The sequence below is a fragment of the Acidithiobacillus sp. genome, from assembly GCF_023255755.1.
GTDB lineage: Bacteria > Pseudomonadota > Gammaproteobacteria > Acidithiobacillales > Acidithiobacillaceae > Acidithiobacillus.
Genome location: NZ_JAGDVS010000035.1, coordinates 1 through 20,518 on the forward strand (window position 1 = coordinate 1; position 20,518 = coordinate 20,518).

Annotated in this window: 21 protein-coding genes and 1 tRNA gene; 13 read left to right on the forward strand and 9 right to left on the reverse strand. The window is 57.5% G+C overall.

Going from position 1 to position 20,518, the window contains the following annotated elements; all coding sequences use genetic code 11:
- Nucleotides 1-841, reverse strand: an 841-nt coding sequence (locus Q0C48_RS02635) for a trans-aconitate 2-methyltransferase (RefSeq protein WP_291521276.1), incomplete at its 3' end; no start/stop codon positions are given.
- 15 nt (nucleotides 842-856) lie between these two features.
- Entirely contained in the window at nucleotides 857-1,618 is a 762-nt protein-coding gene (locus Q0C48_RS02640; RefSeq protein WP_291521279.1) for a sulfite exporter TauE/SafE family protein, read from the reverse strand.
- Nucleotides 1,619-1,785: 167 nt separating this feature from the next.
- On the opposite strand from Q0C48_RS02640, the gene Q0C48_RS02645 reads away from it, so the two are divergent.
- Complete coding sequence (locus tag Q0C48_RS02645) at nucleotides 1,786-2,739, forward strand: D-alanyl-D-alanine carboxypeptidase family protein (protein WP_291521281.1); 954 nt, start codon at nucleotides 1,786-1,788, stop codon at nucleotides 2,737-2,739.
- A 10-nt stretch (nucleotides 2,740-2,749) separates the two neighbouring features.
- Here the strand turns inward: Q0C48_RS02645 and Q0C48_RS02650 are convergent, their stop codons facing one another.
- The 3 genes from Q0C48_RS02650 to Q0C48_RS02660 all read right to left on the reverse strand — a co-directional run bounded on the left by Q0C48_RS02650 (nucleotide 2,750) and on the right by Q0C48_RS02660 (nucleotide 5,569).
- Nucleotides 2,750-4,285, reverse strand: a complete 1,536-nt coding sequence (locus tag Q0C48_RS02650) for a DHA2 family efflux MFS transporter permease subunit (protein WP_291521283.1) — start codon at nucleotides 4,283-4,285, stop codon at nucleotides 2,750-2,752.
- Between the two features lie 219 nt (nucleotides 4,286-4,504).
- Nucleotides 4,505-4,663, reverse strand: coding sequence for a hypothetical protein (locus Q0C48_RS02655; RefSeq protein WP_291521284.1), 159 nt, complete (start codon nucleotides 4,661-4,663; stop codon nucleotides 4,505-4,507).
- Nucleotides 4,664-4,768: 105 nt separating this feature from the next.
- Nucleotides 4,769-5,569, reverse strand: a complete 801-nt coding sequence (locus Q0C48_RS02660) for a pseudouridine synthase (RefSeq protein ID WP_291521286.1) — start codon at nucleotides 5,567-5,569, stop codon at nucleotides 4,769-4,771.
- A gap of 23 nt (nucleotides 5,570-5,592) precedes the next feature.
- Here Q0C48_RS02660 and Q0C48_RS02665 point away from each other — a divergent pair, with 23 nt between their 5' ends.
- Nucleotides 5,593-5,904 carry a ferritin-like domain-containing protein gene (locus tag Q0C48_RS02665; protein ID WP_291521289.1) on the forward strand — a complete coding sequence of 104 codons (312 nt, stop codon included), beginning with the start codon at nucleotides 5,593-5,595 and terminating at the stop codon, nucleotides 5,902-5,904.
- A gap of 14 nt (nucleotides 5,905-5,918) precedes the next feature.
- On the opposite strand, the gene hemW is transcribed toward Q0C48_RS02665, so the two are convergent.
- Nucleotides 5,919-7,076: a radical SAM family heme chaperone HemW gene (hemW, locus tag Q0C48_RS02670; RefSeq protein ID WP_291521291.1), complete on the reverse strand. Its 1,158-nt coding sequence runs from the start codon at nucleotides 7,074-7,076 to the stop codon at nucleotides 5,919-5,921.
- Between the two features lie 24 nt (nucleotides 7,077-7,100).
- On the opposite strand from hemW, the gene Q0C48_RS02675 reads away from it, so the two are divergent.
- Nucleotides 7,101-7,658: an LON peptidase substrate-binding domain-containing protein gene (locus Q0C48_RS02675; protein ID WP_291521293.1), complete on the forward strand. Its 558-nt coding sequence runs from the start codon at nucleotides 7,101-7,103 to the stop codon at nucleotides 7,656-7,658.
- Between the two features lie 25 nt (nucleotides 7,659-7,683).
- Here Q0C48_RS02675 and Q0C48_RS02680 read toward each other — a convergent pair whose 3' ends face one another.
- The gene (locus tag Q0C48_RS02680) at nucleotides 7,684-8,178 is read right to left on the reverse strand and encodes a Crp/Fnr family transcriptional regulator (protein ID WP_291521295.1); all 495 of its coding nucleotides are present in this window, start codon (nucleotides 8,176-8,178) and stop codon (nucleotides 7,684-7,686) included.
- 134 nt (nucleotides 8,179-8,312) lie between these two features.
- On the opposite strand from Q0C48_RS02680, the gene rph reads away from it, so the two are divergent.
- Together rph and rdgB are read left to right on the forward strand one after the other, a co-directional pair.
- Entirely contained in the window at nucleotides 8,313-9,041 is a 729-nt protein-coding gene (gene rph / locus Q0C48_RS02685; RefSeq protein ID WP_291521296.1) for a ribonuclease PH, read from the forward strand.
- A complete protein-coding gene (rdgB, locus tag Q0C48_RS02690; RefSeq protein WP_291521298.1) occupies nucleotides 9,038-9,661 on the forward strand; it encodes an RdgB/HAM1 family non-canonical purine NTP pyrophosphatase in 624 nt (207 codons plus the stop codon). Before rph ends, rdgB begins: the two co-directional genes overlap by 4 nt.
- Here rdgB and Q0C48_RS02695 read toward each other — a convergent pair.
- Entirely contained in the window at nucleotides 9,628-10,485 is an 858-nt protein-coding gene (locus Q0C48_RS02695; protein WP_291521300.1) for a sigma-70 family RNA polymerase sigma factor, read from the reverse strand. The two genes, rdgB and Q0C48_RS02695, sit on opposite strands and share 34 nt — an antisense overlap.
- Nucleotides 10,486-10,770: 285 nt before the next feature.
- On the opposite strand from Q0C48_RS02695, the gene rpsU reads away from it, so the two are divergent.
- The 8 genes from rpsU to Q0C48_RS02735 all read left to right on the forward strand — a co-directional run bounded on the left by rpsU (nucleotide 10,771) and on the right by Q0C48_RS02735 (nucleotide 19,228).
- On the forward strand, nucleotides 10,771-10,986 hold the full coding sequence (gene rpsU, locus Q0C48_RS02700) for a 30S ribosomal protein S21 (RefSeq protein ID WP_035195145.1): 216 nt from the start codon (nucleotides 10,771-10,773) through the stop codon (nucleotides 10,984-10,986).
- Nucleotides 10,986-11,432, forward strand: coding sequence for a GatB/YqeY domain-containing protein (locus Q0C48_RS02705; RefSeq protein WP_291521302.1), 447 nt, complete (start codon nucleotides 10,986-10,988; stop codon nucleotides 11,430-11,432). The genes rpsU and Q0C48_RS02705 overlap by 1 nt, the downstream gene beginning before the upstream one ends.
- A gap of 11 nt (nucleotides 11,433-11,443) precedes the next feature.
- Entirely contained in the window at nucleotides 11,444-13,768 is a 2,325-nt protein-coding gene (locus Q0C48_RS02710) for a Smr/MutS family protein (protein ID WP_291521304.1), read from the forward strand.
- 3 nt (nucleotides 13,769-13,771) lie between these two features.
- The gene (dnaG, locus tag Q0C48_RS02715) at nucleotides 13,772-15,514 is read left to right on the forward strand and encodes a DNA primase (protein ID WP_291521306.1); all 1,743 of its coding nucleotides are present in this window, start codon (nucleotides 13,772-13,774) and stop codon (nucleotides 15,512-15,514) included.
- A gap of 110 nt (nucleotides 15,515-15,624) precedes the next feature.
- A complete protein-coding gene (rpoD, locus tag Q0C48_RS02720; protein ID WP_291521308.1) occupies nucleotides 15,625-17,514 on the forward strand; it encodes an RNA polymerase sigma factor RpoD in 1,890 nt (629 codons plus the stop codon).
- A 56-nt stretch (nucleotides 17,515-17,570) separates the two neighbouring features.
- Nucleotides 17,571-17,647 (forward strand) — tRNA-Ile (locus Q0C48_RS02725).
- A gap of 96 nt (nucleotides 17,648-17,743) precedes the next feature.
- Nucleotides 17,744-18,886 (forward strand): site-specific integrase, encoded by a 1,143-nt coding sequence (locus tag Q0C48_RS02730; RefSeq protein WP_291521310.1) that lies wholly within the window; start codon nucleotides 17,744-17,746, stop codon nucleotides 18,884-18,886.
- 54 nt (nucleotides 18,887-18,940) lie between these two features.
- Complete coding sequence (locus Q0C48_RS02735) at nucleotides 18,941-19,228, forward strand: hypothetical protein (RefSeq protein ID WP_291521312.1); 288 nt, start codon at nucleotides 18,941-18,943, stop codon at nucleotides 19,226-19,228.
- Nucleotides 19,229-19,392: 164 nt separating this feature from the next.
- Here the strand turns inward: Q0C48_RS02735 and Q0C48_RS02740 are convergent.
- On the reverse strand, nucleotides 19,393-20,518 hold a 1,126-nt coding region (locus tag Q0C48_RS02740; protein WP_291521314.1), incomplete at its 5' end, for an integrase domain-containing protein.

Genomic DNA, 20,518 nt, shown 5'->3' on the forward strand with positions numbered 1-20,518 from the left:
GCACGCGGTGATCGTCGGGCCAGGCTGGCTCCCAGATGACGATGGCGCCTTCAGGTTTCAGGCTGGCGTGCAGTCGCTGAAAAATCTCACCGCGGTTTTCCCAGACATGATGCAGGGCGCGATTCATGGCGATGAGGTCGGCGGGCTCTGGCAGGGAAAACTGATGGATATCGCCTTCATCAAAATGCAGGCGATCCGCAACGCCCTCGCTTTGGGCTTTTTCCGTAGCCTGGCGGATGTTTTCGGCGAAACCATCTAGCCCCAGACCGTGCAGATGTCCGCAGCGTGCGGCGAGTGCCCGCAAATACCAGCCATTGCCGCACCCCAGGTCCACCGCCAGCCCACCGCGTGCATCGACTTCGGCAAAGATGGGGACGGCCGGGCAGATTTTCTCCTCGAACGTCTTGCGAAAATTGTTCTCCAGCATCAGCCCGAACCAGGGCAGAATAGTTTCGCGTTCGGCCAGCACTTTTTCACCGGGACGCTCACCCGTGCGCATGAGACCCGCCGCCCGCTCCGCCATGTGTGCAGAAAGTACGGCACCCACCGCTACGCCCACGCGGCTGTTTTCGGCTTCCGGGCGCATGCTGTCGCCATCCTCACTCAGCCGCCATTGCTCATTGTCGGTCAGTTCCAGCCAGCCAAAGGCATAGGCGGCATCACACCAGCGCAGCACGTAGCCGGTATCCATCCCGGCAGCTACCGCCAGCGCTGCGCTGTCCGCGTTGCCCAGAGTATGGAGGATGCTAAAAAGCCCGTTGACGACGCCAATGAAAGCGATGTTCAGAGATAATGCACCCTGAGCCTGCTGCCGAAGTTCATCCATGCTGCGTAAAGCCATGTCACACTCCCTCGTTCAGATGAGATATTTCAAACCGACCACCGCGAGTACCGCGAGGGTCCCCATGAGAAAAGCCCTTTGATTAATGCGCAGATGCAAGCGATTACCTGTCCACAAACCGAGCAGCACTGGTGGAATCAGCAGGAGGAAACCCACCATCAGTTGCCAGGTCAGTAGGGCCAGCGCTATGTACATAAAGGCCCGTAGAATATTGTCCGTGAGGGCAATGCCCTGAAACGTGGCGCGGAAGGCGCGTTTGTCGAGATGACGCATTTGCAGATAGGCGACAATGGGTGGACCTCCACCGCCATACAAACTGCCCACCACGCCACCGAAAATGCCCAGCGGCATTCCCCAGGGCAAGGCGACCTGGGGTAGTCGTTCCGGCTTCATTATCAGCGCGTAGACCACGTAGGCGAGAATGAACACGCCAAGAAAACGGGTAAGATTCTGGGCATCGGTATCCGCGAGAATAAAGGAGCCGATGGCCAGCCCGATCACGCTGCCCGGAACCAGCCAGCGCAACTCCGGCCAGCGCATTTCCCGAAAGTCATAGGCGCCGAGCAGCACGGAACCGAGCAGGTCCAGCAGCAGCACCACGGGCACTACTTCTTTGATGGGGAAAATAAGCGTGAGCAGCGCCACCGAAATCAATCCGGAACCAAAGCCAATCACCGCGCGGACATAAAAGGCGACCAGAATGATCCCCCCGGCGATGGCCCAGAGCAACGGATTTTGAATCAGGGTGGCGTAGGACAGAGAGGCATGCATTATCATACCGACCAGTCTATATGGTTTGTTGATGACCTTCCACATAGGGCTGGTAGGATTGATTCATCCGAGTCGAGCGTTGGTCTATAGGCAACCGTGAAAAAATAGCCTAATATCAAAGCATCCTGAGAAATTGCTTTAACCTGATATAGCCGATGCGGCGAGGTGTTCCCATGCTGGCCTCCATTCCTGTACCCGACACAGATCCTGGACTCTCGACGGCAAAGTATTTCCCTTCCACGGGGTGGTGGCTCTTTTTCTGGCTTTCGTTAGTGGCGATTTTTCTATTTTGCGCACCGCGCGCTGAGGCCGAGACCAGCGGCCTCCCACCCATAGATGCGCGTGCTTATATACTGATGAATGCGGATACGGGCGCCATCATTGCGACAAAAAATGCCTATCAGCCCTATGCTATTGCCAGCATTACCAAGCTGATGACGCTATATCTGCTTTTCAAGGATATTGACAGTGGGCATCTGCAGATGAACCAGCACTTCGTGCCCTGTCACGCGGCGCTACAGACGAGGGGCTCCAGCATGTTCATGCATCCCGGCCTGCCCTTTAGCGTCGCGCAGATGATTCTGGGAATGACGGTGCCTTCCGGCAATGATGCTGCGGTAGAAGCTGCACATCTGGTGGCCGGCAGCGTACCCGCCTTTGTCACCGAAATGAACCAGACGGCGCGCAAAATCGGGATGCTTTCCACCACCTTCTATGATCCCGATGGGTTGCCGCATCCCAATAACATGGCCAGTCCCTATGATATCGCCGTCCTCACTCGCACGATCATGGCCCAGTTTCCGCAGTTCATGCCTTTTTTCGGCCACAAAAGCTTTACCTACGCGGGCATCACCAGCCCCAACCCCAACCTGTTGGTGGGGCGGGTGCCCTTTATCACCGGCATGAAAAGTGGCTATACCGACGCAGCAGGGCATTGTCTCGTTGCTACAGGAACTCAGGATGGCGTGAAGCTGATTGCAGTGATCCTCGGAGTGCCGTCCTTCCACAATGAAAGGCGGGGTTTCTGGAAGGCATCCTGGCAGAGCCTCAAGTTGCTGGACTGGGGATTTGCACGTACCCTCTGGCTGCCTGCAGCGCCACATCTGGAGCGGACCTCGGCACCGTAACCGCTAACCTTTATTCGCTAAGGTGCGCGGACGGTGTAGAACCGGCTGAGTCGGTGGGTGGTTTCTTCAGGAACATGATCAGCGGAATCATGACCAGGAAGCCGTAAAAAACGAGCACAAAAGCATCCAGCATCCCGCGCATGTTCGCTTGGCTGTATAGCACAACGTTACCCAGCACTTGCCAGGTGGTCGGATTCTGGGTCATACCCGCTGCTGCAAGATAGTGATGAAAGGCAGGGTTGAACGGGTTGATAAAGCCGCCCATCTGGTTCCAGCCCACCTGCGTTTCCTGACTCGTCACCGTAGAGACAATGGCGATGCCGATGCTGCCACCCAAGGTTCGCATCAGGTTGAAAATGCCCGAGCCTTCGGCCTGTTGTGATTTTTTCAGGGTCGTAAAGGCTAGGGTGAAGAGCGGAATGGTGACCAGACCAAAACCAATGCCGCGGATGAAGCTGGGCCAGATGACCCAGGCCATGTTGATGTCCAGGTTGTAGAGTGTCGTGAAATAGGTGCCAAAGGCGCCAAAAATGACGCCGACCAGTACGATGTTACGTGGATTGACGCCGCGCCCCAACAGTCGTCCCGCCAGCATCATGGCCAGCATCGCACCAATGCCCTGTGGTGCCATCACCAGCCCTGCGGTGAAAGCCTCATAGTGCATCAGTGTCTCCAGCATGATCGGCAGAATCACCATGGTACCGAAGAGGGCGAGACCGAATATACCGATACCCATGCTGCCGATGGAGAGATTACGGTCTTTGAGCAGGCGCAAATCTACCACCGGATGTTTTACGCTCAAAGAGCGCCAGACAAAAAAGAGCATTCCCAATATGGCACAAATGGTCAGAATGATGATGGTCCGCGAGCTGAACCAGTTATCCTGATCGCCGAGGCTCAATACGCCCTGCAGGCTGCCCAGCCCCAGGGCCATCAGCGCAAAGCCTGTCCAGTCCACGGGGCGGGGGGTGGTGCTCTTGCCGCCGTCGGGAATGGTCTGCATCAACAGGAACGCGAGGATACCGAAGGGAATATTCACATAGAATACCCAACGCCAACTGAGCGTGTCCGTCAGATAACCGCCCAGGGTGGGACCCAGAATCGGCCCCAGCATGATACCCATGCCGAGTATGGCCATGGCCTGACCGCGCTTGTTGGATGGGTAGGCGTCGAGCATGATGGTTTGCCCTACGGGCGCCAGTGAGGCGCCAAAAATGCCTTGCAGGAAACGCCAGAGCACGATTTCCACCAGGCCGTGAGACTGCCCGCAGAGCACCGAGGAAATTACAAAGCCGACCACACTCCAAAGCATGATGGTGCGCTGGCCGTAGCGCTCCACCAGTAACCCGGTGAGGGGCAGGACGATCACATTGGCGACCATGTAACTGGTGAGCACCCAGGTGATCTGATCGCTGTTGGCATGCAGAGAGCCGCGCATGTAGGTCAGCGCTACGTTGACAATGGTCAGGTCGAGTACCTGCATGACTACCGCCAGCATGACTGCGACCGTAATGGTAAGACGTGAAGCCGGGCTCTCTTGCGCCACGGATGGGCTCCTCTTTGTGACGGACGATCCTGATAGTACCGATCCACTTTAGGCACACTGACGCAGGGACCGGCAGATACATCTATCCGGATACCGACCGTTCGGTCACTATAAGGTCGGTACCCTTGTCTGGCAAGTCCGGGGGTTTCATTGAATGGGGTATCGCATTGCCGCTACAAAAAAAGCCGGCCATAGGCCGGCTGATCAGGCAGCAGATGTTCAGGCCGCGCGCAACACGGCCAGATCCCGCAGATCCTGGCTATCTGAAAATGCTTGTTGAAGCTGCTCGTCCGTGACATCCGCGAAGCAGTAGCCTGCCTCTTCCAGTTGATAAATCAGGCCGACGAACTCGAATTCCCGTTCCATATTCATTTCCATGCTGTTGTCCTCATCAGTAAATAAGACATTTCTAACATACATTTATTTTATAGTTATGTCAATATAATAAATAACTAATATATTGATGGCCCGTGTGCCACAGGGTCAGAGTTGTTCCGGCGGGAGGCAGGGAATGTCCCGGGGTGAGGGTGTCTGGCGTAACAGATCTTCCTCATTGCTGCGCAACCAGCGCCATTCGCCGGGACGCAGTTTGCCGAGGGACAGGTTTCCCACCGCTACGCGAATCAGTCGCAACACTTCCCTGTCACAAGCGGCAAGTAGACGCCGGATCTGGCGATTGCGTCCTTCCTGCAAAATGAATTCCAGCCACTGGGTTTTGCCACCGCAGCGTAACTCCCTGATCTGCATTGGCAGACAATGTTCGCCGTCGAGCACGGAGCCAGCCGCCAGTTGGGCTACGGTGCTAGCAGAAAGGGGCGGGCGAATCTGCACATGGTAGGTCTTGGCCACATGCTGATCGGGATCCAGCAGTTGTTGCGCCCAGTACGGATCATTGCTGAAAAGCAGCAGGCCGGAGCTGGCCTGGTCCAGACGTCCCACGGGGGCCAGCCATGGACTCCTGGGCAGTAGGTCGTACACGGTGGCACGCCCCTTTTCATCCCGACGGCTGGTAATGACGCCGCGCGGTTTGTGCAGCAGCAAAACCTGGCGGGCACTGGCGGTGACCTCGGTACCATCGACACAGATTTTTGGGCCGGACAGGGCGAAGCGCGCCTCTGGATCGTGTATCCGACAACCATCCACCTCCACCCTCCCGGCGCGAATCCATTCCGCCGCCACCGTCCGCGAGCATAGCCCGGCTTTGGACAGGATGCGAGCGAGTCCAAAGTTGGGAGTGCTTTGGTTTTGTCCAGACTTTGGACTATGATTTGAGGGATGTTTCACTAGTCTGCCCAAAGGAGCTGGTTATGGCGCATGAAACTTTGCATGAATCCCTCGAGTCCTTGTCCCCTGAAACTGTGGACATCCACCGGGCCATTTCCTCGCTGATGGAGGAGTTTGAAGCGGTCGACTGGTACCAGCAGCGTGCAGATGCCTGCAAGGACCCTGCTCTCAAGCAAGTCCTGGAACACAACCGGGATGAAGAAATTGAGCACGCTGCCATGGTCCTGGAGTGGCTGCGCCGCAAAATGCCGCGTCTGGATAAGGAATTGCGTGAGTACTTGTTCAGCAAAGGCTCCATCACCGGCCACGAAACTGAGGCGATGGGACGAGAGTAAAACGGATCGCACCGTCACGGTACAAAACGCGCACAGAGGTCGTTGTAAAAATTGAGTCCGAGGGCGGTTGGTCGTAGGGTTTCCCCTTTGATTTCGACTAAGCCATCGCGCGCGGCCTGGCGAATTTGTAGCTGAATCATCGGCCATGACAGGCCGGTACGTTCCGGAAATAACCCCATGGGGAAGCCATTCGTCAGGCGCAGGGCGTTGAGCATGAACTCGAAGGGTCTGTCGGCAACCAAAACGGGTTTATAGTCGCCAATGGCGTCGGCATCACTTAGCGCGTCGGCCATATAACTTTCCGGGCGGCTGGGTTTGCGGCTGCGCCAGATGCCCTCGGGCAAGGTGATCTTGCCGTGCGCCCCGGCACCGATGCCGAGATAGTCGCCATAGAGCCAATAATTGCGATTGTGCTGGCAGCGTTGGCCGGGCAGGGCATGCGCGGATATCTCGTAGCGCGGCAGTCCGGCCTCCTGGAGTTGCTGACGTAGGGCATTTTCCATGTCGGCTGCCTGATCGTTGTCCGGCAGGTTGGCTGGCGGATGGCTTGCAAAAGGGGTCCCCTCCTCCAGGGTGAGCTGGTAGAGGGACAGGTGAGGGGGTGCATAGTCCAGTGCGGTTTGCAGGTCTGATCGTGCAGCCGCGAGATCCTGCCCCGGCAGGGCAAAAATGAGATCGAGATTATAGCTTTCGAATTCAGCGGCGATGGCGAGTTCCACCGCGCGGTGGGCTGCCGCCGCATCGTGAATGCGGCCGAGCCGTTGCAGGAAGACGTCATTGAAAGATTGGATGCCCAAAGAAAGCCGGGTAACGCCTGCCTCCCGGAAGGCGCGAAAAGAGGCCGCTTCTATCGCCCCCGGATTGGCCTCCAGCGTTACCTCCAGGCCGGGCAGCGGCCGCAGGCGGGCGCGGATCTCGGAGAGCAGACGGTCGATGATTTCTGGCGGAAAGAGGCTGGGGGTGCCACCACCGATAAAAATAGTCTGCACACGACGTCCCCAGATGCGTGGCAGCTCGCGATCCAGATCGGCAAGTAGTGCGGACAGATAGCGTTCTGCCGGGATGCTGTCAGCGGCGTGAGAATTGAAATCGCAATAGGGGCACTTGACCTTGCACCAGGGCAGATGCACATAGAGCGAAAACGACGACGATGGTTTTAGGGTCGGGTTCATGGGTACTCGTGAAAGGAGTGACAGGTGACGGATACAGACTGGACGCCCTTATTTTTACTCCGAACAGTGCTTTTCCCCAAGGCTTTATTAGGGCTGCGTATTTTTGAGCCACGTTATCTGGATATGATCAGCGCCTCACTGCGGCAAGGTCGTGATTTTGGCATTTGCCTCAGCCACTCCTGGGGCGATGGTCATGCCGAGCCGGAGTTGGTGGGTACTTTGGCACGCATTGTGGACTGGGGTGGAGAGGCGGGTGTTCTCCAGATTCAGGTGCAGGGGCAGGAACGCTTCACCATTCAGGACTGGCGTTATGATGGACCGTTGGCGGTGGCTTCCATTCATTGCTGGGTCGCGGAGCCCATCGTGCCCATGCGTCGGGAAAACGAGGTCTTGCGCCGTATCCTCGAGGATTTGATTGGCAAGGTACCGGCCACGGAGATAGATGCCAGCAGCGCCGGGATGATCCTGGCGCAGGCGCTGCCTGCTTCTCCGGAAGAAAAGCAGCAGTTGCTGGTTATCCAGGATCCTATAGAGCGTTTGCGCCGCATTGCGGATTTGCTCGGCCAACACGGTGGTGCATAGGGGTAAACCGAATCAGCGACAAAACCTAACGCTTGCCCTTGCCATATATATACGTAGAGAAGTCCGTGTAATCCTGCGAAAGATTACGGAACAGATGATCCAGGCTGATGATGGCCTGCTCCAGAATATTCACGGTGATATAGGGTTTCTCCACCTTCAGGCGCTGATAGCGGGCGCGGGTGAGGACCAGCACCTGAGTGTCGTCGCTTTTGGCGAGGATGCGGGCGCTACGTGGCTGACGATCAAAAAAGGACATCTCCCCGGCCATTTCGCCGTCCCGTACCCGGACCACTTCCACTTCGTCGCCATCGGCGGTGTGATGAACGATGGCCATTTCACCCTTGACGCAGAAGAACAGGGCCTCTCCGAGTGTCCCCCATTCGGCAATCACCTGGTCCATGTGAAACTGGGCATGGGTGACATATTCTGCAAGAGTTTGGATTTCGCTGATGGTCAGAGACTGAGCCAGATGATGCTGTTTGAGAAATTGCGCGATTTCTATGTGGGCAATGCCAGGCATGGTTCGTTCCTCTGGGAAGCAGATTTTCCTTCATTATAAGGGTGGAAGAGGGGTGAGGGACAGTACCGTGCCGCATTTTGAATCCTGCCGTCTCCTCGCGGTACAATGCGCCACTACCTCCAACGAGTATTCCCATGACACGTCCCAGTGGAAGAAGTGCTGACGCCTTGCGTCCGGTACAGGTCACCCGAAATTTTACCAAACATGCCGAGGGCTCGGTGCTGATAGCCTGCGGCGATACCAAAGTGCTGTGCACCGCCAGCGTCGAGGAAAAAGTGCCGCCCTTCCTGCGTGGCGCGGGCAAGGGGTGGGTGACAGCAGAATATAGTATGTTGCCGCGCGCAACCCGGGAGCGGGTAGCACGGGAATCTGCCAAGGGACGCATCGGCGGACGCACCCACGAAATTCAACGCCTCATCGGCCGTAGTCTGCGTGCTGCCGTAGATTTACAAGCCTTGGGCGAGCGCACCATCTGGGTGGATTGTGATGTGCTTCAGGCTGATGGTGGGACCCGCACCGCGAGTATTACCGGCGCTTGTCTGGCGGTGGCCGACGCGCTGCAGCATCTACGTGCGGCGGGGCGGGTTCAGAATAACCCCTTGCGGGACTGGGTGGCGGCTGTTTCGGTGGGCATATACCAGGGACAGGCGGTGTTGGATCTTGACTATGCCGAAGACAGTAATGCCGACGTGGATATGAATGTGGTGATGACCGGTGCAGGTGCGTTTGTAGAAGTACAGGGAACCGCGGAGGGCGCAGTATTCAGTGCGGAACAAATGGCCGAAATGCTGGGGCTGGCGCGCAAGGGAATCGCTGAGTTGGTGGCGCGTCAGCATCAGGAGTGTCCGGAAGCCCGTTCATGACGCCCTTGCTGCTGGCCACGGGCAATGCGGGCAAATTGCGGGAGTTGCAACCGATACTTGCCGCCCATGGCTTCGCGGTGGTCAGTCAAAAAGAGCAGGGCATCTCCAGTATTGAGGAAACGGGCACTACCTTTGTTGAAAATGCGTTGCTCAAGGCGCGCCACGCCGCCTCGCAAAGTGGTATGGCGGCGCTCGCCGAAGATTCCGGGCTTTGTGTGCCCTATCTCCAGGGGGCGCCCGGCCTTTACTCCGCGCGCTATGCCGGCCCAGAGGCCAGTGACGCCGCAAACAACGCCAGGCTGCTGACGATGCTGGCTGAGGCGAGGGGGGAGGCCCGTGCTGCTTATTATGTGGCTTGCATGGTCTTTCTGGAATCTGCTGCCGACCCCTCGCCACTGGTGGCCCAGGGTTTTTGGAGGGGGACTATTGGTGAGCATCCCGCCGGCGACGGGGGCTTTGGTTACGACCCGTTATTTTGGCCCGCGGGCGGGGCATGTAGTGCAGCGCAGTGTAATCTGGAAGGAAAAAATAATCACAGCCACCGAGGTACGGCTTTACGCAGGCTGCTGGAACTACTGGCGGAGCGTCAGGCACCCCAGCCACTATCGCTCAACGACTGACGCAGGCGGGTTAGTGCCCGCACCTGCAACTGTCTCACCGCCTCGCGACTGACACCCATCCGCTCGGCGACGGCTTCCAGGGTCATGGGTGCATCGCCATACATGCCGTAGCGAAACACCATGACCTCCCGTTGTTTTTCGTTGAGTTCTGTCAGATGTTCGCGTAGTGCTTTGCAGATGGCGTCGCGGTCGTACTCGCTATCCGGACCATCCATGTCGCCGGCCACCTGTTCGATGCGGTTTGGCCCGTCAGACACTTCTTCGTCGAGCGAGAAGACACGGATGTCGGCGAAATCCAGGGCGCGCATGGTGCTCTCGCGTACCCCGAGGGCCTCGCGGCGCTGCTCGCGGCGCACATCTGCGTCACTGTCTTCCTCCTCTCCGCGCTGCACATAGGCGTGCAGGGACTTGGCAAGATAGTCGGGCAGGCGTATGAAGCGGGAGCGGATGAGCGCCCGTTGCATGGCCTCGCGGATCCACCAGGTCGCGTAGCTGGAAAAGCGCGTGCCGAGCCCTTCCTGAAATCGGTCGGCGGCACGCAGCAGGCCCATGTATCCTTCCTGGAGGAGGTCTTCCTGGCTGAGCCCTTTATTGCGATATCCCCGGGCGACTGCCCGCACCAGGGGCATGTGCGCGGAGATGAGGGTGGCGCGGGCGCATTCGTCACCCTGGCGCAGGCGATGGATGAGGTGCAGCTCCTGTTTCTGGTTGAGAAACGGCCCACTGTTTTCGTCGTCTATAAAATCATTAAGAGGCGGTGGATCAATGGCGGGACCCATGTCAGGGATATCCGAACCCACTAATTCTCTAGCTTCAGTGTGCACCACAGCCCCTTACACTGATCACAAATCGTCCTACCATTGCAATCTAATATCCTATTTTAAAAGAGATCCCGTCTTTTGGTATATTAGGATTCTTTTTCATCGGCCTGTCAAGTGTCTGCAGCGAGTATTTGGTGATTTTAGCAACAATGTTGCTGGCCTCACGGAGAATGGTGGCGCCTGGCTGAGCCATATTTGCTGGTGGTCAAGTTTTTTGACTCTGCCCCTTGATCTGCCTATAATCTGCCCCTTTCTCGTTACCCTTATCAAAGAGGTCGGAATCCTTCTATGCCAACTGTTCGTGTCAAAGAAAATGAGCCCTTCGAAGTTGCGCTGCGGCGTTTTAAACGTTCCTGTGAAAAGGCGGGTGTCCTTACCGAAGTGCGGCGTCGTGAGTTCTATGAAAAGCCCACGGAAGAGCGCAAGCGCAAGGCCGCTGCTGCCCGCAAGCGTTCGTTGAAGCGTATGCGTCGCCAGTCCATGCGTCTGGTCCGGCTCTACTGATGACACTCCGCGAGCGCATCCAGGAAGATATGAAGTCGGCCATGCGCGCTCGGGAAGCCGAGCGTCTGGTGACCATTCGTATGCTCCTGGCGGCGATCAAGCAGCGCGAAATTGATGAGCGCCGCGAGCTTGACGATACTGAAGCGTTGAGCATTGTGGATAAGCTGATCAAGCAGCGCAAGGATTCTGCCAGTCAATTTGTTGCCGGTGGTCGTCCGGATCTTGCGGAAAAGGAAGAGTCAGAAATCGTTTTTCTCGCGGTCTATCTGCCGGCGGCCCTGTCGCCTGCAGAGATTGATGGGCTGATTGCTGAGACGATGACGGCCGTAGCGGCCAGCGGTCCCAAAGATATGGGTAAGGTACTTACCGCCTTGCGCCCGCAGATGCAGGGACGTGCGGACATGGCCGTGGTGGCGGAAAAAGTGAAGGCCCGCCTTAGCAGTTGATGGACGGGGGTGTGGCTGCGGCCGGGGTTGCCTCCTGGCAGCACAGCTTCTGGCGGGCTCTGGATGCCGGTGATGTGCAGAGCGCGTGGTCACAGCATTGTGGCCACATCTATGGCCGCAGACATGTTGCGGCGACCGCACCGTGGGTGACACTCGCGGAAATTCATGATCGTCTGAACTGGTCGCAGTGGTTGTCACAGCGTATTGCCGCCGGTTTTCCTCTCCCTGTTTCTGATCTCCCCGATGTAAATACCTTGCTGGATCTGGCGAGGCGCCCTGGTGCTGCGCTCAGCGGGCGAGATTTGCGCGCGGTGCTCAACGTGCTGACGGCACAGAAAGGCTACGCCGCGGCTTTGCGTCAGACTGTGGATGCGCTGACCAGGCTGGCGGCTGAGCTTGATCCTCCGGTGGCTTTGTCGCGCAGCCTCAACATGGCGTTGGATGAGGAGGGCGAGCTCCTGGATACGGCGAGCGCTGATCTCGCGCGCCTGCGTCAGCGCCTGCGGACCAGTCGCGGCGAATTGCAGCGTTTCTTGCAGAGCGTTCTGCGGAATCCTGACTGGCAGGAATACTGGCAGGATCAGGTCATCGTGCAGCGCAATGCGCGTTACGTGCTGCCCCTCAAAGCCAGCCACAAGGGGCGTATCAAGGCGATCATTTATGACCGCTCGGCCAGTGGTGAAACCCTTTTTGTAGAGCCGCTGGCCGCTGTCGATCTGAATAATCAGTTGGTTCAGGACCGACGTGCTGAGCTTCAGGAGCAGGAACGTATTCTCAGCGTCCTGAGTGCGGCTGTTGGGGAAGAGGTGCCGGGCATCGTCGCGGCCTTGCGGCATATGGGCCGCCTGGACGCGGTACGGGCAGGGCTGGAACTGGGTGATGCCTATGGCGGGATTTTGCCCAAGGTGGGCGTTGCAGCGGCGTTTGATCTGCAGGCCCTGCGCCATCCGCTACTCTGCCTGCGTCATCCGGGGCAGGTCGTGGGTAACGCGGTACATCTCGGGGCGGACGCGCACCAACTGGTGATTACCGGCCCCAATACCGGTGGTAAGACGGCAACCCTGAAAGCAGTGGGGCTCAATCATCTGATGGCGTATATGGGGTTGCCGGTGACGGCGGAAGGCACTCTGGGTTATTTCCGGAAGTGCTTTGCGGTCATCGGTGATGCTCAGGATATTCACACGGATCTTTCTACCTTTTCGGCGCAGGTGCAGCGTCTGCGGGCAGTGCTGGAGCATGCCGATGCCCACAGTCTCGTGCTCCTTGATGAATTGGGCAACGGCACCGATCCACGGGAGGGGGGCGCACTGGCCCAGGCGGTGGCAGAGGCCTTGCTGGCGGCCAAATCCTGCACACTGCTCACCAGCCATCTGGAAGTGATGAAACGCTATGCCCTGAGCCATGAAGGTGTGGCGCTGGCGGGAATGGGTTTCGATGCAGAGCGTCTGGCACCTACCTATCGCCTGCAGTGGGGTGTGGGTGGTGCCAGTCATGGTCTGGCCATCGCTCGGCGGGTGGGGATGCCAGCGCCGCTGATGGCCCGCGCCGAGGCGCTCTATGCCGATGACCGTGAGGACTGGGAGCGTTGGGAAGCGCAGCGGGAGGGCCTGTTACGGGCCGCGCAGCAGGCCCTGGATGAGGCCGCGTTGGCACGCGATGAAGCCGCAACGTCTGCCCGGCGCCTGGAGCGCGAGCTGGAAGCGGCGCGACAAGAGCGCGATAAAGCGGCTTCTGTAGCGCGCGCAGAATGGGAAAATATTCTGACGGCGGCGCGCCAGCAGGTGCGGCAAACCATCGCGGCGCTCAAGTCAGGACGGGATACGCAGGCCGCATCGGCGGCCCTGCAGCGTCTGGAAGCCCCTTTTCGATCGAAAGAGCAGCGTGCGGACAGTCTGCCTGCCGTGGGGGCTAAGGGCCTGTTTTTGCCGCTCCGGCAAGTGACCCAAGTGTTGCGCGTGGATCCGGTCCAACAAAGGGTGCAGATTCAATTGCGGGGCAAACAGCTTTGGGTGCCTGCCGCACAATTCGCTGTGGATGCGGCGCTGCAAGTCCCCAAAGAAAAAGGCAGCACGCAGTATGCAGCCCCGGAAGATCATCCCTGGCGCCTGGATTTGCGCGGACAGCTTCGGGAAGACGCTTTGGCGGCCTTGTGCCGTCATGTGGATGGTGCCGTGGCCGCCGGTCGCCAGCAGGTCGAGATTCTGCACGGTAAGGGTAATGGCGTGCTTGCGGAAATGGTGCGCGAGTTTGCCGGGCAGGACCCCAGGGTCAGCCAATGGCGCATGGCGCGACCAGAGCATGGTGGTGGCGGCGTCAGCGAGTTGGAGTTACGCTGACGGATGGCCAACTTCTCTCCCGCATTTATTGATGCCGTACTGGAGCACAGCGATCTGGTGCGCCTTATCGACAGTCGCGTGCCGCTGAAGAAAAAGGGGAAGGATTTTTGGGCCTGCTGTCCGTTTCATCAGGAGAAAAGCCCCTCATTTTCTGTCAGCGCGGATAAGCAGATATATTACTGTTTTGGCTGCCACGCGCATGGGAATGCCATCGGATTTTTGATGGCCCATGATCGGCTATCTTTTCCTGAAGCAGTGAAAACACTCGCCGAAGAAGCGGGCATTGCGCTGCCAGAAGATAGTCCCACTGGAGACCAGGAAGACCTGCGGCCGCTGCGTGCCATCCTCGAAAAAGCCGTCGCCCTTTACCAGTCCATGTTCTCAGAATATCCACCGGCCCAGGAATATCTGCGTGGAAGAGGATTGGATGTCGACACTATCGCGCGCTTTGAGTTGGGTTATGCACCACCAGCGGCCCAGTTTCTGAGCCAAAAACTCGGCAATGATGCATCATTGCGGCGGCAGTTGCTGGGCGCGGGGCTGGTCAGCAGTCGCGACGACGGCTCGGTCTATGATCGTTTTCGCGGCCGGGTGATTTTCCCGATCCGCGATGGGCGAGGACAAGCGGTGGGGCTGGGCGGGCGCAGTCTTGATGGACACGAGCCCAAATATCTTAATTCGCCGGAAAGTGCCCTCTACCACAAGGGCCGGGTGCTTTATGGTCTGCATCAGGCGAAGGAGGGCGTGCGTCGTGCCGGGCGGGTTCTGCTGGTGGAGGGGTATCTGGATGTCATTACCTTGCACCAGGTGGGCATTGACTATGCCGTCGCTGCTAGTGGGACTGCCCTGGGCGATAGCCAACTGGAGATGCTCTTCCGGGTGGCGGCCGAGGTGCTACTTTGTTTTGACGGCGATAATGCCGGGCGTAATGCCGCCTGGCGCGCGGTGCAGATGGCACCGGAGCATTTGCGCGAGGGGCGTCTGCTGCGGGTGTTGTTCCTGCCCGATGGGGAGGACCCTGACTCACTGGTGCGTCGGCATGGGGCCGCGGCGTTCGAATCGCTACTTCCGGCCGCGCGTCCGGCCATTGATTTCTTTTTGGAAGAACTGCAACGCCGACACAATCTTGCAGCAGAAGACGAGAAGGCGCTTTTTCTGCGTGCGGCGCGCGATTTTCTGAAGCGGGTGAGCGATCCGATCTTGCGTGAGGTCTATGAGCAACGGGTGCAGGATATTTGTGGGTTAGCCACGGTTACCCGGCGGGCGGCGCCGCGCGTGGTACGCAAACCATCGATCGACGCATCCCAAGGGCCATCCCTTTACAAAACTGCGTTGCGACTTTTGCTGAATCATCCGGAGGACCCGGCCTGGCAGACGCTGGATCGCGATTTGTTGCCGTTTCTCTTCGACAGTGACCCTACGGTAAAAAATCTGGCGGGGGCACTTGATATTTTGGCCAATATGACCCATTTAAGTTCTCACGAGTTGTTCGCAAAATTGTCGGTGTCGGAACATGCGGAAGTGTGTTATGCGCTGGTGATGACTGATGCTGGCGGCGTCGAAGATGGAGCGTCGATGCAGCTTGAAATTTCGGGCTGTGTGGCGCGGGTGAATCAGCGTCTTGCTGCAGCGCGCAGCCACTTTATCAGCCGGGCAGCGGATCAGGGTGGTTTGAGCGCGCTTTCCGAGCAGGAGCGAGCAGAGATGGTACGCTTGTCCCGGCGCGGCAGGTGGAAGGACGTTTGACCAGATAAATGCAGAAAAAGGGCTGAGGACGCAAGTCTATGGCGATAGCACCTTTCCATGCGTGTGGTTTTTCTTATATAATGCGCGGCTTTCCGCGAGTGCAGGGTGTTATGAGAGACGGTGAGAGTGCAGTGGATAATGAATCTCAGCGGTCTGAGCTGAAGCGGCTTATTGCGCGCGGTAAAGAGCAAGGCTACCTGACCTATCGCGAGATCAATGATCATTTGCCCGAAGAGGTTTTCGACCCCGAGCAGATGGAGAATGTCATCTCCATGATCAATGACATGGGTATCGAAGTCTTCGAGGAAGCCCCCGATGACGATACCCTGCTCATGGATGGGGAAGGTGGTACTGTGGTCGCCGCCCAGGAAGCGGAAGAAGCCGCAGAAGAAGCCCTGGCCGTGGTTGAGGCGGATATCGGGCGGACCAGTGATCCGGTGCGCATGTACATGCGCGAGATGGGCAGCGTAGAACTGCTGACCCGTGAAGGCGAAATTGAAATCGCCCGACGTATTGAAGACGGCTTGATGCAGGTGCTGCGTGCGGTATCGACCTGTCCGACGACCATCTCGCTTTTGCTGGACGCCGCTGATCGGGTGGAGCGTGGCGAGACACGCCTGGACGAAGTGGTCGACGCCTTTATCGATCCTAATGCGCTGGATGCGGAGGCGGTCAGCGGGGATGAGGATGCCGTGCTGGTGGAGGGCGACGAGATTGAGGTTGAGGACGACGAAGAGTCCGAAGACGGCGATGTTGAAGTAGACAAAGGCCCGCAACTCGAAGAAGCGTTGGAACGTTTCGCGGTCATTCGCGCTGCTTACACCGCGTTGCTCGTCAGCCATGCCGATGGTGAAATGCATGGGGAAGGTTACCAGCAGCAGCGTCGTGAGCTTGCGGAGCGCTTCCTGGAAATCAAGCTCAACGTTCGTCAGATCGATGTCATGACCGATGCGCTACGCGGGCTGACCGAAGAGGTACGTCAGTGCGAACGGGAGTTGATGGAACTGTGTATTGAACGTGCACGGTTCCCGCGTAAAGATTTTGTACGCAGTTATCCTGGTCACGAGAGTGACATTGGCTGGATTGATCAGCAAATTGCGGGTGGCTACGCTTATAGCGCGCGTTTGGTTGAGTTTCGTGATGATGTCGTGTCGATCATGAAGCGACTGGTGAATATTGAGAAGCGTGCCGGTTTGCCGGTCGCCGAGATCAAAGAGGCCAGCCGACTAATGTCCATTGGTGAGGCCAAGGCTCGGCGTGCCAAGAAGGAAATGGTGGAGGCCAACCTGCGTTTGGTGATCTCTATTGCCAAGAAGTACACCAATCGTGGCTTGCAGTTCCTGGATCTGATTCAGGAAGGAAATATCGGCCTGATGAAGGCGGTGGACAAGTTTGAATACCGGCGTGGCTACAAATTCTCAACTTATGCGACCTGGTGGATACGCCAGGCCATTACGCGGAGTATTGCGGATCAGGCACGGACCATTCGTATTCCGGTACATATGATCGAAACCATTAACAAACTCAACCGGATCAGCCGGCAGATGCTTCAGGAAATGGGACGCGAGCCAACGCCCGAAGAGTTGGCAGAGCGGATGGAGATGCCTGAGGATAAAATCCGTAAGGTGTTGAAAATTGCCAAGGAACCCATCTCCATGGAGACACCCATTGGTGATGATGAAGATTCGCATCTGGGCGACTTCATTGAAGACCGGAACGTGACGGCACCAGCGGATTCGGCCGTTAACGCGGCAATTCGTGAAGTGGTCGAGGAACTGCTCGATAATGGTTTGACGGCGCGGGAAGCCAAGGTGCTGCGTATGCGTTTTGGTATCGGGATGAATACCGACCACACGCTGGAGGAAGTCGGCAAGCAATTTGATGTTACCCGTGAGCGTATCCGCCAAATTGAGGCCAAGGCGCTGCGTAAACTGCGTCATCCCTCTCGATCGGAGCGTTTGCGCAGTTTTGTGGACGGTGAGGTGACGATCCCGTCGTGACGGATGTTTTTTAGCGGTATGAGGCGTGGGGTCAGTGCATTCCACGCCTTTCTTCAGGGCCTGTAGCTCAGTTGGTTAGAGCAGGGGACTCATAATCCCTTGGTCCACGGTTCGAGTCCGTGCGGGCCCACCAATTAAACAATAAGTTATACACTTGCTGTTGACAATCCTCTGCTCCTCAGGTACAGATTCGGTACAGTGCTGAGTCTGGACGGAGGAGATTTGTGTTATGGCCACCATAGTCAAAAACCCGGCGGGAACCTGGAAAGCGGTGATTCGCAAGCAGGGCTGGCCGACGGCCGCGAAAACGTTCCGGACCAAAAGAGACGCCGAGGACTGGGCGCGCCAGACCGAAGATGAAATGGTGCGGGGGATTTATATTCAGCGAGCGCCCTCTCAGAAACTCTCGTTGGACATGGCACTGGATCGCTATCTGCGCGAGATTACCCCGACCAAGAAAGCGGGTGGCTCTCAGCGGCGTGACCATACGAGTGCAAAAGCACTGCGGGCACGCTTGGGCAAATATGCCTTGGCTGCGTTGAATCAAGAGATCATTGGACGCTACCGGGATGATCGCCTGGCCGAGGGGCGTGCGGGCAATACGGTGCGTCTGGAACTCGCCCTACTTTCCCATCTTTTTACCGTGGCCATCCGTGAGTGGCGCATCAGTCTGCAAGCGAATCCCGCATTGCTCGTACGCAAACCCAAAGGCAATTCACGGGACCGCCGTCTGCAGGGAGATGAGGCCGCGTGTCTGCTGAAGAGTGTGCGTGCCCACAGCAACCCCATTCTGGCTTGGGCCACCGAACTGGCGCTGGAAACCGCGGCACGCGTTGATGAGATCCTCTCAGTAGAGTTGCGTGATGTGAATCTTACCCGGCGTATCGTTATTTTTCGGGATACCAAAAATGAGGACACGCGGGGCGTTCCGCTGACTGTGCGTGCCACCGAGATTTTTCGCGAGGCGATTGAGACCTATCCTCGGAAAGGTACCAACCTGGTTTTTCCGGGAAATCCAGGTCGGGATGGTATTCGGCGCCCGTACACGATGAACAAGGTCTGGAAAACAGCCCTTGAGCGCGCTGGTATTCAAGGACTGCATTTCCATGACCTTCGCCATGAGGCCACCAGTCGACTCGTGGAAATGGGGCTGTCCGATACCAAGACACGCCAGATCACAGGGCACAAATCCGCCCAGATGATGGGCCGATATACCCACTTGCGCAGCGAAGAACTGGTGCAAGATCTGGACGCGTGCCAATCAGTGGGTCGACAGAAGGCCTCCTCTGCAGTCGACACAGGTCAGCCAAAAACGCAAAGTCTACGAAATAAGAGCAATATTGTGCCTTTTATAGGACGCGGCGCGCGATGAAATTTCTGTATCGTCATCCTTGTGGATATGGATCATTACAAGGAGGCGGTTGCGATGGAGCAGGAAGAAAAATTACTGTTGACCTCGGAAGAGGCAGCAGCAATGCTATGCAAATCGGCCATGGCCTTCCGAGACAGTATGTGTCGCGGAAAGGCGCCCTGGTCCCGTTGGCTTTCGGCACGGCGCGTTTCGTTGGGGCGGCGTTATTACTGTCGAAGGGCCGATGTCGAATTGGTCGCACAGTTCGGCGATGCAGTAGTAGGACTAGAGCAAGGTGAAAATGGACACGGACGTGTGCTGGAACTAGAAAAGTATGCACGCCGCCAGAGTAAACGAAAGTGATTGGCGGCTTCCTGCAGAGATTTCACAGATGGCCTTTGTTGACTGGCTTTTTCTGGAACGATGGATGTCACGAGCAGTCTTGTATGCGTCGCATGGGGAGACTCTCGGGATCAAATTGATCCCGAGAGTCAGGCTGCGATCTCCTGGTAACGGCGAAAAATCTGTTACTGATTCCTACTGTCCCTGAACAGCCGACGGTTGATCTTCAACTGGCGACCCGCCTGGGTTTTTTTCACGAAGCCCGCCGCCTGCCGAATAGGCAGCTCCCACTCGGCATGTCCGAGCGCATGTGCGAACCGCAGTAGAGACAGCAGATAATCCTGCTGAGTCTTGCGGCTGCGATTTTCCCGCTCGATCGTTTCAGAACGGACCATTTCTTGTAGGTCTTGTAATGTAATTTCACCAAGGCGGTGGACCGCGTGCGCACGGCAATAAGGCAGCAGCATGTCACTCACGCGCCTCAAATGGATGCGGTATTCTGACTTAGGCCCCTTGAACGTGCTACGAAGAAGACAGGACAAGGAAGCTTCGTTCACGGGCGCTTGTAGTTCGGCCACCTCGCGTTTTTGTCGTGTTTGTTCAGCCCGGTCAATATCGGCAAATTCGGGTGCCGGTTTGCGGGCGCCGATATACGAATTCACAACCTCTGGCCGATGGTGACCCAGTTCAGCACTGATGACCATTCGTGCGTTGTGATCTACCTCCCCGCGCGTGGTGCGGCCACCGGTAAAAACCGGCGCCGGTACTCCGGCGATCTGGGTATACCGATCACAGCTATAAGCACTGCGTAAATCGTGAAATCCCTTGATCTCAAAGGTTTTCATGACTTGACGAGCGCGCGCGATTTCGGAACGAATGAAGCAGATATAATTCTGATCTAGGGGGATCAGGCAATGACTGAGATCCTCTTGGGCTAGGTCATGGGTCTGCTGAAGGATCCAAATCCCAAAGTCATTGACCGAAACATATCGCGCAACTTTTCGCCCGCCCTTGGTCCCCTCGAGTATATTGATGCGACCCTCGCGTTTCGCCTGACGCAGGAGGCGCGGTAGATTGGCCTTCACCGCTTCCTGTAGACGCATTCCAAAAAAACGCGCCATGAGCAGGATCAGCGCCGCGCGCTCGTCACCATTTTTGAAGAGGGCATGGGCACACTGCTCGATATCGCTCATGGACATGCCGGTTGGCGGGTTGCTTCGTGTCCAGCCCCTTTGGCCTACATACGCGCAGGGGCGAATCCGGAAGCTGCGCTGATGGCGGACAAATCCCATCAGCACGTTGGCGTCGGAC